Raw genomic sequence first — 14,595 nt, forward strand, 5'->3', positions numbered from 1 at the left:
ACGGACACCCTTGCCCTTGGCTAACAGTTCCTACTGCCAAGCCTGTAGCGGACTTTCACCGCCAAGTTATCGCCCGTGCCGGGCGCACTATAAATCCCGGACGCATGCTGCATCCGGGTAATGAGTTCATCGGCCAGATTGTCGGTAATCAGTTTTACATTAAGCTTCGTCGACATTGATCAGATACACTCTCTCCTGAAATCCTCCGCGCGCCTCGGCTTTATCTGCACGCAGCTTATCCAGTTGCGCCGCATTAGCTCCATGCACCTCTGCCAACGCCCGGATCACTTCGAGCATATCCGCCAGTTCTTCCAGCGCTTCCTGATCACTTCCAGCACTCATGTATTCTTCTGACTCTTCACTGAGCTTTGTTCTTAACTCTTGCTTATATTCCTCCGGGTCCAGAATGCGCGTCCGGCACTCCTTGCCGCTGGATGTGATAATATGCGGAATCTTGTCCCGCACCAATTTGTTGTATGTAGGCATGTGGTTTATCATCCTCTCTGCTCTGGAAGCTCTCCAGCTTCACGCCAGAATCTCCCTTTTTGTCATTATACCATTTGCTATGGATGGGGAGAGGTGGATTTTGTAAAGTGGTGGGAGCGATGAGAAATAAAAAAGACCCATAGCTACTCGTTTAGGAGTCGAAATGGGCCTACTTCGAAATTCGTGTTACCTATAAGGTGTTCGGGTTCACGTAACACCAATCAGAGAGATTAGAAGTTTTCAAAGCTTTATCCAGATCAGAAAATGTATACACCCAATCTTCCTCTATCCAAATTATCATCTGTGGGTGTCTCGCAAGAAAATAATACAGAAAGGTTAGGGTAACCTCTTCATTTTGATGAACTTCATCTATAATAAGCGTGTTAAAATATATTCTCCCATCATCTATCCATTCCAATTCTCTGTATTGATGTAGTGCAGGTTCATCGTACACATCGACTCTGATCGTATTATTTACCTCGCTAAGGTCTGACTCTTGTTGGTTTGAAAGTGAAATGCCTAAGGCACAATGTTTCATGTTCTGTTCCGAATCTAAATCTTGAATTCCATATATAAATGTAATTTTGCCTCCATACAGGCTTGCTGTATATCTCTCACCAAACGATCTATGGGTATATTACTGTTTTCTTCTACCAATACAAAAGCCGATGCCATTATTTCAGTACCTCCAACGAAAACAGCCCATAACTCCTCTGTTACAAGTAAAATGGGCTTATGATTATATTCATATTTATTTGTTGAACACGATATTCTCCTGTTCACTTTCAATAATCTTATTCTCGTATATCTGCCAGCACAAATGATAATCTCCATCATGATCATCTATCAAAAAATATCCTGTTATATCCTCAATGTTAGCCATCTCAGAAAGCTGCTTTTTCATAAAATCAAGATGGTACTCTCTGATATCTGCTCCATAAAAAACATATGCCGTCCAATTAATTTGCTTCTCCGGAAATGTCCAGCCAGACTGATACAGTTCCAATTTATCTTCTCCCAGTAAGCCTTCATTGTAATTCGCTGTGAAGTAATCCCGTATCTTTTTCACTTCATTAATTGTGCTCTCATCACACTCTAACCAACCTCTAACAGATACATACTTCCCCATCTCAATCCCCCAGTCCTGTTTTCACTACAATTCCCTTGTCTTCTAAATACTTTTGTATTTTGGGATGAACACCATACTTGAACCAATACTCCACTCTCAAACCATTCTCTTCAGCATACTGCATTGTGGCTTGTAGCTGTTTTTTCATTTTTTTATTGAGAAAATTATCTGGTTTATGAATAGCTGATGTCGAACGCTTTGCTTCAATTACAGCATCTGATGTGACACTATCTAACTCTCGTTCTTTCCCCTTCTCACCATATATAACTTCTTTACCACCCGTTTTCCTTCTAATCGTATCCTCGTAATGAACATCCAGAGCCTGACTGTGATGACCTTTTTCTTTCAGCATCCTTGCCTTATCTGATAATACTAATTTCTCAGAAGCATGACTACTACTTACACTAGCCCCTTCACCTGCACTGCTAGGCTGTACAGGAGGTGCTTGCTTTTGCTTAATTCCTAAATTTTGATTCGAAAACTTTAATCCATTTTTCGGAACCTTGTAGCCCCTATTAAACATTCCTGTAAAAGCCATCAACATATTACTGGCTTGCAGACTGGTTATAAGCACCCTGGCCCTATTCTCGGAAACGGGTTCTCCTGAGAATGGGTATACCCCGTTCTTCAATTCATTGACCTGATACTGCATGATATCCTCACCCTCAGGCTCAACATCAGGTGCAGATTTCATGTCCAGCGACCCGGTATCTCTCTCATACGCGCGAAGTGTCTCTGGTGTTACATTACCGTCTTTATCCGTTGGCATCATTTTACGGAATTGCGTATTATATACCATCGTGTACTCTGGTGTGTCCGGATTATGGTTCGAATTAGACTCCATTTTCTTTATTGGGATCAAACCAGCAACGGTCCCCAAGCTCACCTGTTCCTGATCCGCTTGTTGAAACCTCTCGGCAATAGCCACTAGTTCCTGAGAGGACTTCACCATGCTCTCCAGTGCACGATTCAGTACAGGACGAGATTGCTGAAAATCATAGAAGAACCGCTCCTGTGTGGCTCCTGCCCACTGAGACTCGATGAAGCCGATTCTTGCAGTCAGGTCATTCCGTATCGATTCGAGTTGCTGTCTTCCTTGCTCAATCTGTTTAGATACATGAAGTAGTTGCTCTGGTGTTACTTTTATTGTACTCATAGGGTTCTCTCCGAAGTAAATAAGATTTCACTATGTTAGCAGAAGTATGTGATATATACATCCGTCCAATATCCTGATTTTCCCTTATTATAAAAACGTTCTTTAAACACCTATACTCTTAGAGACCTATGTTCAAAAAAACTGAGCAATTTATTCACACATTGAATCAATAGATTATTTCAGCTCTGATAGTTATGCTTCAACCGATCCTCTAACTCCTTCAATATTTCTTCTGTTCGTTGAAGAAGCTTCTTGATGTTGTTTGCCTTTAGAGTCTGATCCTGTTTAAACTCCCCCATGGAGGACATATGTTGAATCGTACCGATGAACAAAGCAATATCCAATCCAGGTACAGTATCCGTATGCACCAAAGGTAAAATCTCATTCATAGTAAGCTCCTTCGGTGGATATACTGCACGATACTTTTGTATATATAATGCCTTAATCATTGAAGCAAGTGCCCAATCGCAGAGTATGAGGCAGGCTTGGAACTGATTGTGACTATGCATAATGCTGCCAAGTTTGATGTGATATTTCGAATGCTCGTGATAGCCCATGATTGTATTACGGAGTCTATAGTCATCTAGATTATGTCTGAACACAGATTGCATAGAGTAATAACGTTCTTGAAAAGGTGGGGTAAAATTTACTTGGTGATTACAATGCGCTTCGGTAATGGACCGATTTCTTGCCATTGTCATCCCTCCAATGAGTTAATACCAATATTATACAATAAAATGATACTCATAGTAATCAAATATTTATTTTGTATTCTTTATTTGGTGTTTACCTTTAGGAAACTTGTCTACACTTTTGAACATAGAGGTGAAATACCATGAACGAGGACAGAGAAGTTTTAAAATTGGTCGGAGCCAGAATTCGTGCACTACGCAAAGAAAGAGGGTATTCACAAGAATCCCTCGGAGAAAAAGGCGGTTTTCATTTTTCATACATAGGTCAGATTGAACGCGGTGAAAAAAACGTTTCTTTGGTGAACTTGGCGAAGATCGCTGAGTCCCTTGATGTAAATTTGATTCAATTATTTGCGTATGTGGAGGAACAATTTCATTTTACAGAGTCAGAAATAATTATCCAAGAGATTGTAGCTATGCTAAGAGAAGCTTCTCCAGATAGTATTCATTTGGTCAAAAATGTGATACGCGAGATTCTAAAGTGAACCCCGAGGTATACAGCGACAAAAGGCAGAACGATATAAGCCGTTCTGCCTTTTTTGGTTCTTCATTTCTATTAAATCTACTCAAACAGCCTTTGTTTTGCGGCAATTTGGGAAATTGCTGCAACCCCAAAATTCCGATTCAGCTTTATTTTTACGCTTTACCATTGCAGCCCCGCAACTACATTTAACATTAGATACTGCATTAGATAAAGTTTGCTCTTTCTTAGTAGTAGCTGTTTTTATCTTTTTATTAGATGGCACCCACTTTCCCCAACTGCGCAGTTTGCTGTCCACTAAACCGCCGTGCCAATAATCTACTTTAAATTGATCAGCTTCTTTTCTTGCTGGACCCGTAAGATCAGAAGTGGTTACGATTAAAGATAGGATACAATCATGATTCCTTTTCGCGCCTACCAGTTCCCGAACAGTCATCACCTGCACCTTATTATGATCAGCATAGCATTTTGCCTGAACAGCTGTTTTTTCGCCACGCTTATCAGTAATAACCAAATCTACTCCACCATCTCTGCCCCCAACACCAACTTCTCTTACAGTATAACCGTTGTCTCTAAAATACAGGGTCAGTAATCGTTCAAACTCTGCTCCTGTCATCTTATCTAATGGTAAAGCTAGAATCACATCGTCTGATCTGCAAGTAGAGGAGGAACGATTAAAGCTATTACTTGCTGGCTTTTTGATAGCTTGTTTCTTACGCGTGTTAGAGTTTCTTCGTTTTTTCTTTTTAGAAGGTTGTACTATTCCAGCAATAACTAATAATATAACAACACCAATAATGATCCATATAAACTCATTCATTTATTCACTCAATCCCCCTATTTTACAAAAAAAGCTAATACTTCTTTATTAGAATCTCCATAATAATTATTTCACTTGATAGATAAACTCTCCATCAACTGAGCTGAAAACTTTAAATTCTTTAAAATATATCCTTACTTCCTTGTTACGTGTAAAATACTTAAGAAGCTCATTAATATCTTTTCTTGCTTTCTTTATATCGAAATTAATTTGGTCAATTACCACTATTATTTCATATGCTGCTTTATCTATAGCTTCGATAACTGATAACTTATGATCATCTTTCCATTCAACATTATATTTAAGCTTCATTTTAGTATCTTCATCGTTCATACCATTAAAAAACTCAATAATTTGAGGAATTATGTGCCCCCATAAATCATGTATTCCTAGCTCGTTTTCAATCACCAGTAATTTTCCTAAATCTTGATCATAAACGAATCCATCACAAATTCTATTACCAATTTTCTTTTTAACGCTATAATAATTTGCCCCTTCTCCAAATATGAATTTATGATTTTTCTCCACTTCTTTCTCATAATCTCTCTCAAGTGAAAAAGTAACTTCATTAAACATTTTATTGTTAAAATATAGAACAGACTCTCCTACTGTATACTTTTTCTTTAAATCTACATTTTCTTTCTCATTATCATTTAATGCGAGTCTGAATTTTTTTGGTCTATAGTTATCATCTACTTCAAATAAATCAGCATAGTTTAACAAGAGTCTGTAGACAATATTGCGTTTCCCACGTTCCCCATGTTTATTAGGTCCAAACACATCTTTATTAATAAGATCATAAATTTCATTATAATTTAGCCAAATGTTTTCGTTTGTTTTATATATTTCAACAATATGGTCGATAATTCTCATATAAATTAACATCTCCCTTCAAAATATCCATCAAACAATACACTTATTCGCCACCACCACCATCTTCGCAGGCATCACTTCTCTTAATCGCCATACAAAGCTCATCGGTTTGTTCCCCTCATGACTCACATAATCCGCTTCACCCAGAAAGACAAATGGAGATGTGTAACCATGCTCCTCCTTATACTCCCGCACGAACAGTGCGATACGATTCCCCGTCTCCCGATGATGAATATACCGCTGTGCGGTAGCAGTGTGCTCCGATACCCGGCTCTGAGTTTGCCAGTGGAACAAGAGCTCATTAATCGCATAGTCCTCATATAGGGTGGATGGAGAGAAATCTTTGTCCGATTTGTTCAGTGTAATGAAGAAGATATCGGTCTGTTCATCTGCAAAATATTTCACGCCTTCCCGGAACGTTGGCGATTGCTCGGCATTCCAGTAGCCGAAGGCGGCGAGCACTTGGTCGATGGAGTACATACAGTGGATATCCAGTGGACAAGTGTACGGGAATGAATTGCTTTTATCCACAAATCGCAGATGCGCCAGATTATATTTGAAAATATCCACAAGCTCGGCCCGGAATGCTTCACAGGACAGCACTCGTGCCACGCCTTCTTCAATACTGCTTAGCCCCAGCTTCTCCGGTGCAGCCCGGTGGAACGTGTAATAGAACATGATGAGCATACGCTGTTCATCGGCGGTGGTAGGCTCTTTACTTTTTTCAACATAGTCGATCAGAAAAGTCAGCCAGCTGCGAGAGTTGATCGTCAGCACGGACGGCAGTCTGCGAATGTACTCCTCCTGCTCGTCCTCCACTGGCTCGGTTAGTCCGGCTTCGGCCAACAGGCCGTGGAAATACCTTTTGCCCGAACGCCCGCCATAGAATTCATATAGAGTCATCCCGTGATGCTCTACAAAATGGGCCAGAGTCAGCGGCAGCCCAGTGTCCTTCTGGAACGTTTGCAGCTTCTGAATCAAGGCTCTGCGATTGCGGCTCATCTGCTTCAGATTACGCATGACGTAATCCTTGGCTTGCTTTTCCAACTGAATAAACGTGCCGCGAGGCAGGTTCGAAAAGCCGTTCTCGACGTAGTACGAGATGGAATGTTTGGTCGCACCGATCAGGGCCCGGAATTTATCCTGGTATCTGTACTCCTGATGCGCTTGCCCGATGAAGTCGAGCACGGTCAGGCACTCTTTGCCCTCTGCGATCCGCAGCCCACGACCGAGCTGTTGCAGGAATACGGTTAAACTTTCAGTCGGACGCAGGAACAAAATCGTGTTCACCTCAGGAATATCCACGCCCTCATTGTACAGATCAACAACAAAGATCATGCGCAGTTCCCCGTTCACCAGCTGTCCTTTTGCAGAATGGCGCTCCTGTTCGCTCGACCCGCCATGCAAAGCGATAGATGGAATGCCGGCTTCGTTGAAAACTTTAGCCATATACAGCGCATGATCCACCCCTACGCAAAATCCTAATCCTTTAACATCACCCAGGTCGGTGACGTAACGGTTCAGACTTTGCATGATCTGATTGGCACGGATTTTGTTATGGGTGTACAGCTTCTCCAGTTCGTTCAGATCGTAGCCTTTTCGTGACCATTTCACTTGGGACAGATCAACGGTATCGGTGACACCAAAGTATTGAAACGGACTCAGCAGCTTCCGGTCGATGGCATCCGTCAGACGAATCTCGGCGGCAATCGTATGATCGAAGTAAGCGGTTATGTCTTTGCCATCCATCCGTTCAGGCGTCGCAGTAAGTCCTAGCAGAATCTGTGGCTCGTAGTGAGACAGCAGTTTCTGGTAGGAGGGTGCAGCGGCATGGTGGAATTCATCCACAATGATGTAGTCGTAGTAGTCTAGACTAGTTATCTCTGTCAGCTTCATGGAATTGAGGCTCTGTATGCTGACAAACAGATGCTCCAGCGCCTCTGCCCGATGACTCCCGACATGCAGCTCGCCAAAGTTCATATCCTTCAAAATATACCGAAAGGTGTCCCGGCTTTGCTTCAGAATCTCTTCCCGATGGGCGACAAAAAGAAGCTTGGTGCCCCCATGGCTTGCCCGGAATCGCTTGTAATCGAAGGCTGAGATGACCGTTTTGCCCACGCCTGTGGCGGCGACGATCAGGTTGCGGGTTCGACCATACAGCGTACGCTCGGCTTTAAGCTGTTCCAGCACTTCTTTTTGATAATCATAAGGCTGGATGTCGAGGTGGAAATGTCCGGTTTGGTCTTTTTTGCGGTTCAGCGCCGCTCTCAATTGTGCCTCATGCTCCTGATCCTCTGGAATATATCTCGTAAATTCACGGTCATTCCAGTAACTCTCGAAGGTTGCTTCAATCTTGCGCAGCACATCGAGTGAATCCTTCTCCGTCACCTTGAGATTCCACTCCATGCCACTGGTCAGGGCCGGGTTGGACAGGTTGGAAGAGCCGACATAGGCGGTGGTGAATCCGGTATCGCGGTGGAAAATGTACGTTTTGGCGTGCAGCCGGGTGACCTTGGTATCATACGAAATCTGGATTTCGGTGTTCGGTAGTTTGCCGAGCTCGGTAATCGCTTTGAGATCGGTAGCCTCCATATATGTGGTTGTGATAATCCGCAGCTTTCCCCCACCTGATGTGAATTGCTGGAGTTGTTCCAGCAGCAGGCGAAGCCCGCTGAATTTGATAAAAGACACCAGCCAGTCGATCCGGTCGGCGGTCACGATCTCTTTTTGCAGCTCCAGCAGCATGCTTGGTTCAGACTTCGCACCTGTAAATAATGAGCTTTGGGCAATTGGCGTATCCGGGCGAATGATTTTGGTATCGCGAACCGCACGGATGCTGTTCAGCTTGGAATACACATGGGTCAGCACCTCTCCCTGCTCGTCCAGTTGCAAATCGTTATACTCCTCTTCCCCCAACGTGTCCTTTAAGGTTGCTATAATCTCATTACAGGTTCGAATCTGCTCTAATACGGCCATCTTGTCTTCCGTCTGTTCCCGTACAATCTTGAGAGCTCGCCGTGTCACCGCGGCCAAATACGTGGACAACAGCTTGCGTGCTTCCTCTGCATCCAGCTTCTCGGTCCCAATGTGATACACATCCGGGTCCAGCGCCGAAATCTCCTGCCTGGTGATAGTGTTGATAAGCTGTTCATATATGCCTTGTTTCATAAATGTACCTCGCGAGAGTTAGAATGGTTGTGGATATGTAGTTGTGCTCCATTGATATTGCTTGGTATTGGTAAATATGGTCTCTACTCTATTATCGTCCAGCACGTGAGAAATTTCATTAGTTGTTTGGGTATAAAAAAAAGAGCCCCCATCGTCTCCGGACGACAGAAGTACTCCACTCTGGGTATATAACTATATTTGGCAACAACGTAGCCAATCTTCGTGAAGCCGAATCTGCTGTTATGATCGATTTCCATCCTACCTCACTCTCGGCATTTCAACACTCGTAATATGTATTCGGCTCGTTTGTTACGCTCTCTCTCTTGTCCACATCAGTAAAGTTAAGGTAATTAATGAAAAATCGTTTACCAAAACCCAATACAGAAGTTGTTTCTATTCCAAACAGACTGATTCCCGCATTCATCAATAGAGCCATCTTTATCATTCGAACCTTGGATTCAAAGCATCTCTCCAGATCATCAGAGTAAAAAAACGGCTCCTATCCCACGATAGAAGCCGCACAATGCCTTTCTTATAAACTTTAGCCAATCATCAGGACACTACAAATTGTACAACAATCGGAGTGCCATCGTTTAATGCATCACCGCCGGGGATGGTAATTGTAGTGGCGGTAACCGAGGATGTGTCTGCTGTTTGCATCAGACCATTAATATACAGGTTGTAGTAATTAAATGTAGCCGGGAAGGCTGTAGCAGCAGTACCCGCATCGTCTGTAAAGGCCGTAGCAGCGATCGCAAACGTTGCCCCTGTACCTGTTCCATCACCAATTGTCGCAGCAAATCGTAAACTGTTCTGAAATGGTGTAACCAGTGGCATATTTCTCACCTCCTACCTGACATAGTATATGTGGTAGATTTGAGACTCGTGAAGGCCAATTCAGTAGGAGGTTTAACCATTTTAACTATTGATAATTATTGCTGTTAGCTGAACAATTTCTACAATAATCGGTGTGCCTGCAAGCAATACACCACTCTGAGGAGGAAGAAACAAACTAGTGGCAGTTAACGTATAGGACCCGCCTGGCTGCAATATTCCATTAATGTAGAGATTATAATAACTTGTCGTACTGATTCCTGCAAATTCGGTTACACTCCCATCCTCATCATCCACAAAGTCCCCAGCAGGTATTGTAACCGAACTTGTTAAATCCAGATTAACCTCTGGAAAATAAAAATACCGTCCCGTTGCAGGAACGACCTGAACTCCTGCTACCGTTCCCGGTGGCCCTTGCTCACCTTGAGGGCCCGTTGGCCCCGGCTCTCCCTGAGGGCCTGCGGGCCCCTGTGCCCCGACTGCACCCTGCTCACCCGGAACACCCTGAGGGCCCATGGGGCCTTGCGCTCCTGGACTTCCGGCTTCCCCACGCTCTCCCTGAGGGCCTGCTGGACCTTGTGCACCCGGTGCTCCCTGCTCACCCGGAACACCCTGAGGGCCTATGGGACCTTGCGCTCCTGGACTTCCGGCTTCCCCACGCTCTCCCTGAGGGCCTGCTGGACCTTGTGCACCCGCTACTCCCTGCTCACCCGGAACACCCTGAGGACCCATGGGACCTTGCGCTCCTGGACTTCCCGCTTCTCCACGCTCTCCCTGAGCACCAACAGGCCCCTGAACTCCCGGCATTCCCTGTCTGCCTGCAGCACCTTGAGGCCCTATCATACCTTGGGCATCTTGCTGGCCTGCTGGTCCCTGCATTTCAAGCAGACCACCAACTATGGATTCCTGATGTCTTGGCAGGGCGATATGATCTATGCGATCAGGGCATGCTGGAATAGTCGGAATTTTTACAGGTCGTACAGTAACTTTTCGACGAGAAGTGATGCTTCTGTGTCTTCGTGTTGGCTTTATTGACTTGGCACATCGTTTTTTTCTGGAATCTTTACAACGTATCATGTATCGTTTGCTGCGTCTTTTAGCGATTCTTTTACTCCATCCCGCCCTGGAACGTGTCGCTCCTAATACGTTACGGCTCCTTCTGCTTTTCTTTGAAAGCTTCAAGATGGTCACTCTCCTTAGGCAAAAAAACGCGGTATATATGCCTTATACTATGTAATGAGCACATGTGGAGAGTGTGCTAATGACTATGACCCCATGAAATACAGCACTCTGCCTTTGCAAATGCCCTTTTTCCTTCATTGATATCTTGGATTCAAGGCCTCTCTCCAGATGTCTTCCTCCACGAAATCAATCTTTTTCTCTTCAAAATAAGCTCGCGTTTCTTGCTCCAGATCACTCAAGAGTTGTGGCCAATCTTTCTCGTTAATTTCTTTGGATTCAAAATCACCTACAATATTGAACCACCGCTGATTTAACTGCTGGTACTCCTGTATTCTGGTCTTCAGTTTAGGGGATACCGTACGATTAATTTGATCCAACGGATCGAACGTCATTTGCATTCGGTGAATTGTACGTGGCCATATGTCCTCCAGCCCCAAACGGTTGATGAATCGTGGTGCGGGTTTTACGAGCCAACTTGTTTCCTGACTGAAACTGAGATTCATCAAATTATACTTATCAATAATCTGTAACATATCTCTGAGGTTATAATGAAGCTGCCTTGCCTGCTCTCCGTCCTCAACCATCTCGTTTATGATTTTGCCATTCTCCAATATGCGTTTAAAAATACGATCATTAGTGATGATCGCACTTTTGATATCAACGATATCTTGACGGATATTCATGGTCAGGTACTGTTCGTACATCCTTTTTTCTTTGTAAAAACTGTAGGTTAGTACAAGTAAGATTACAAAGGCAAAGATGCTTCCAATCATAAAAAGTCGCTTTTTTAAAATCAAGGTATGGTTCCCTCCTCCTCATTTTATATAGTAAGAAACACCTCTACGTTTGTATGGTAGAAGTGCCTCTAAGTCATTCATCATTTCAATTATTAAAATCCATCTATATCGTTCCAGAATCAGTATAGTACCCTTTTAACTCAAATAACCTTTTCTCTACACCACTTAGGATTATACGGTATCTGACTTAGTTGCAAGATATCATCAGCTGTGTAATACCATTCGGCATCATCAAACCATAAGTAATCTTCTGGATTATCTTTAAAATACTCTACGACAAACCTGTAAATGAATTCATGCTCGTCATTTTTTATATTTTCAATGTCTAATGCCCAAAAGAAATTCTCATCCTGAGTAAGCCATGTAAAACTGTCGAGTGAATCTTCTTCGATCCGATTGACGTTAAAAGTGAAATACTTCAAATCACTTTTATTTTCTACACTTTTAAAAGTGAATTCATCTACCTCTGAAAGTGTGCCTTCCCCAGTTAAAAACATATCGCCATCATATTTAAGTTTCACTAAAATACAATATATGTGTGCTTTGTCGGCTGCCTTCTTAAAATCTTCGATCGCCTTCTCAGGAACATAATGCTCTATCTTTTTTAAAATAATAATTGAATTCACTTTTTCATAATCTCCTCTAATTCCAGTTTTCTATTTTTGTATTGTTAAAATCTATATCTCCGTATCGAAAATCTAATCCTATTTTCATAAATGGGAACTCTAAAGTTCCACTAAGTTTTTTATCGTCGACAGTAATTACACCATTTTTTCATAACAAAATTCGTTTATCATTTAATTCTAGAATGCAGTCTCCCTCTATTTCTTTTAGTATTTCACCTGTAAAGGTTATTAGCTCATTGGCCCAATTAGTATAGAAGGAATGATGTCAATTTAACAACAAAATTTCAAGTCAATATCGTCTCCGGCTGAATTGGATTTTTTTAAACATTCTTTTTCGTATAGTTCATTACTTAGCCTGGTTTCAGCTCTTCACGTAGGACTTGCTCACCTAACTATTTCAAAAATTAGGGAACTACTTGTGATGATCGTATGTATGCATTTGTTTTAAACAGTAAGAAACACCTCTACGCTTGCGGGGTAGAAGTGCTTGCTTTTTAGAATCAATTACTTGACTGCATATAAAACAATATATTTATCTCGAATTAAAATAGACAAAGAATCTTCTCTGTCTTCAATACTTTCATGACAATACAAGCCAATAATCTTATCTTTTACCGTCAAAAGCGAGAGTGCCGATACAAAAATATTCATCTTTTCTATGTGTAGAGTCTGATCCTCAATTTCAATCTCAATTTTATTCATATCAGGGCGCAGAATTTCTTCTAAACCGTACAGTACTTTACCTTCTCGAGTTTCTTTAATGATTTTATCTCCAAATAAACCTAAAAGAACTTGATAGTTGGGCTCATTTTCTTGGAATATATCAATCAATTCAATAAGTACATCACTTAATGAACTTCCTCTTAATTTCTCCTCCATTTTCTCTCTGGAATCATCTAGAAACCAAGAATCCAGATCAACTGGAGTATCATCAATTTCACCTGGAGTATATGGTCTTGTATAAAGAAACTCTCTATTCATTTTATTACCTGCCTTTTAATTTTTGGTATACTCTCCACCTATTTTTTCAGCAACTCTAGTGAATAGCATATCCCAAACTGCATCCTTATTCCCCGTTTTAAAGAATTCTTGAGCTTTGGGATCACTTCTTAATTCTTTTTGAACATTTGCAAAAATATTACCTATATTATCTGAGTTTTCTTTCCAACCTTCCACTCCTCGCTTCATGCTCAAATTGGTACCATTCGGTGATACGGCCCTTATTTCAGCCATATCAAAATCCACTGCAGTAGCTATATCCTCAAGGCTAAAAGGTCCATTCGTTGGATGATTATGTGTGAATATTGTATCTTTAGCAACATCTTTCTGATTCGTTATATTTATTGATTTCTCAGTTCCCACAACTGTTTCTCCTACTGACTTACCATCTTTATCAAAAAACTGACCGTGTTCAACCGGTTTATTTCGAATTTTATCTTCAAACTTGTTCACAGACTCTAAAACATGATATCTATTCGTTCGTTCTGACTCCGTTTTCCCCTCACTATTTTTCTCTTTCCCTCCTCCACCCGACGCGTGATGATCTTTCGAGCGCAAGGCTCTGCCAAAGATCAAATAAGACAAGGCCTGACCTACTATCGCACCTTTATAGTACCCCGACTCATCTTCATTAAGCTGCTTTTTCTGCTCATCTACAAACTGCTCGATGTCGGACCTCGCTGTTCCTGTGCCCCAAGCCGCATCCCAAGCAAATGCAATTCCTCGTCGAGCATCAACCACTTTCCCCAACGTCATATCATAGGCCAGATTGCCTAACGTACTGAACGGATGATAGAGGAACGCCTCTGCCATCTCACCCAACCCTGTAACGGTGTCGCCAATGGCTTTGTCCACGGCTCCAGTGAAAAAGCTTGGTTTCAACTCGTCAGGTATGTACAAGGCTACCTCGCCTGTGCTGTCTGTTGTTCTGAAATGATTTGCAATGAAGGTAAACTCCTTCTGGATCTCATCCAGCTTCCCGAGGGTCGCCGGGAAAACGTCCTTAACCTCCATAAAGTCCCAGAAGAATTGTTCACGTGTCGCACCAGACCATTCGGATTGCAAAAAATAAATGGATTTATCCAGTTCACGTACAATCCGATCCAATTCCAATTTACATTGCTGAACCAAACTTGCCTTGGCTTCCAGTTCATCCGGGTGCACCTGAATACGCAGCATGCCATCTCACCACCAAACCTGATCATAGTCGTTATCCCTAAATTTTAACAAGTGTAGCAGCGCATTGGAATTGAACAGAAGGAGCATTTTCTCTCTCAACGATTCAGTAATTTGGTAACCGCTCTATGCAGCCAAGCTTGCACATGTACGCATATCATATCTAATTTGTTGTT

14 protein-coding genes are annotated in these 14,595 nt (G+C 42.3%); 1 reads left to right on the forward strand and 13 read right to left on the reverse strand.

What is annotated here, in order from left to right; translation table 11 throughout:
* Positions 1-159: 159 nt before the first annotated feature.
* The 4 genes from HNR77_RS19770 to HNR77_RS19785 form a co-directional block, all read right to left on the reverse strand.
* On the reverse strand, positions 160-486 hold the full coding sequence (locus HNR77_RS19770) for a nucleoside triphosphate pyrophosphohydrolase (RefSeq protein ID WP_184188033.1): 327 nt from the start codon (positions 484-486) through the stop codon (positions 160-162).
* Positions 487-1,237: 751 nt separating this feature from the next.
* Positions 1,238-1,615, reverse strand: a complete 378-nt coding sequence (locus HNR77_RS19775) for a hypothetical protein (protein WP_184188038.1) — start codon at positions 1,613-1,615, stop codon at positions 1,238-1,240.
* Between the two features lies 1 nt (position 1,616).
* Positions 1,617-2,771 (reverse strand): WXG100 family type VII secretion target, encoded by a 1,155-nt coding sequence (locus HNR77_RS19780; protein WP_184188040.1) that lies wholly within the window; start codon positions 2,769-2,771, stop codon positions 1,617-1,619.
* A gap of 179 nt (positions 2,772-2,950) precedes the next feature.
* Positions 2,951-3,160, reverse strand: a complete 210-nt coding sequence (locus HNR77_RS19785; protein WP_184188043.1) for a hypothetical protein — start codon at positions 3,158-3,160, stop codon at positions 2,951-2,953.
* A gap of 446 nt (positions 3,161-3,606) precedes the next feature.
* On the opposite strand from HNR77_RS19785, the gene HNR77_RS19790 reads away from it, so the two are divergent.
* On the forward strand, positions 3,607-3,948 hold the full coding sequence (locus tag HNR77_RS19790) for a helix-turn-helix domain-containing protein (protein WP_184188046.1): 342 nt from the start codon (positions 3,607-3,609) through the stop codon (positions 3,946-3,948).
* An 81-nt stretch (positions 3,949-4,029) separates the two neighbouring features.
* On the opposite strand, the gene HNR77_RS19795 is transcribed toward HNR77_RS19790, so the two are convergent.
* The 9 genes from HNR77_RS19795 to HNR77_RS19835 form a co-directional block, all read right to left on the reverse strand.
* On the reverse strand, positions 4,030-4,764 hold the full coding sequence (locus HNR77_RS19795; RefSeq protein WP_184188049.1) for a restriction endonuclease: 735 nt from the start codon (positions 4,762-4,764) through the stop codon (positions 4,030-4,032).
* A gap of 66 nt (positions 4,765-4,830) precedes the next feature.
* Positions 4,831-5,637, reverse strand: coding sequence for a hypothetical protein (locus HNR77_RS19800; RefSeq protein ID WP_184188052.1), 807 nt, complete (start codon positions 5,635-5,637; stop codon positions 4,831-4,833).
* 30 nt (positions 5,638-5,667) lie between these two features.
* The gene (locus tag HNR77_RS19805) at positions 5,668-8,805 is read right to left on the reverse strand and encodes a DUF3427 domain-containing protein (RefSeq protein WP_184188055.1); all 3,138 of its coding nucleotides are present in this window, start codon (positions 8,803-8,805) and stop codon (positions 5,668-5,670) included.
* A 552-nt stretch (positions 8,806-9,357) separates the two neighbouring features.
* Entirely contained in the window at positions 9,358-9,642 is a 285-nt protein-coding gene (locus HNR77_RS19810; protein ID WP_111270311.1) for a DUF4183 domain-containing protein, read from the reverse strand.
* Positions 9,643-9,723: 81 nt separating this feature from the next.
* Entirely contained in the window at positions 9,724-10,518 is a 795-nt protein-coding gene (locus tag HNR77_RS19815) for a DUF4183 domain-containing protein (RefSeq protein WP_184188059.1), read from the reverse strand.
* A gap of 437 nt (positions 10,519-10,955) precedes the next feature.
* Positions 10,956-11,618: a hypothetical protein gene (locus tag HNR77_RS19820; protein WP_184188062.1), complete on the reverse strand. Its 663-nt coding sequence runs from the start codon at positions 11,616-11,618 to the stop codon at positions 10,956-10,958.
* Between the two features lie 140 nt (positions 11,619-11,758).
* Complete coding sequence (locus tag HNR77_RS19825) at positions 11,759-12,244, reverse strand: hypothetical protein (protein ID WP_184188065.1); 486 nt, start codon at positions 12,242-12,244, stop codon at positions 11,759-11,761.
* Between the two features lie 504 nt (positions 12,245-12,748).
* Complete coding sequence (locus HNR77_RS19830) at positions 12,749-13,225, reverse strand: hypothetical protein (RefSeq protein WP_184188067.1); 477 nt, start codon at positions 13,223-13,225, stop codon at positions 12,749-12,751.
* A 15-nt stretch (positions 13,226-13,240) separates the two neighbouring features.
* Positions 13,241-14,422: a WXG100 family type VII secretion target gene (locus HNR77_RS19835; protein WP_184188069.1), complete on the reverse strand. Its 1,182-nt coding sequence runs from the start codon at positions 14,420-14,422 to the stop codon at positions 13,241-13,243.
* Positions 14,423-14,595: the final 173 nt, after the last annotated feature.

The sequence above is a fragment of the Paenibacillus sp. JGP012 genome, assembly GCF_014203995.1.
Taxonomy (GTDB): domain Bacteria; phylum Bacillota; class Bacilli; order Paenibacillales; family Paenibacillaceae; genus Paenibacillus; species Paenibacillus silvae.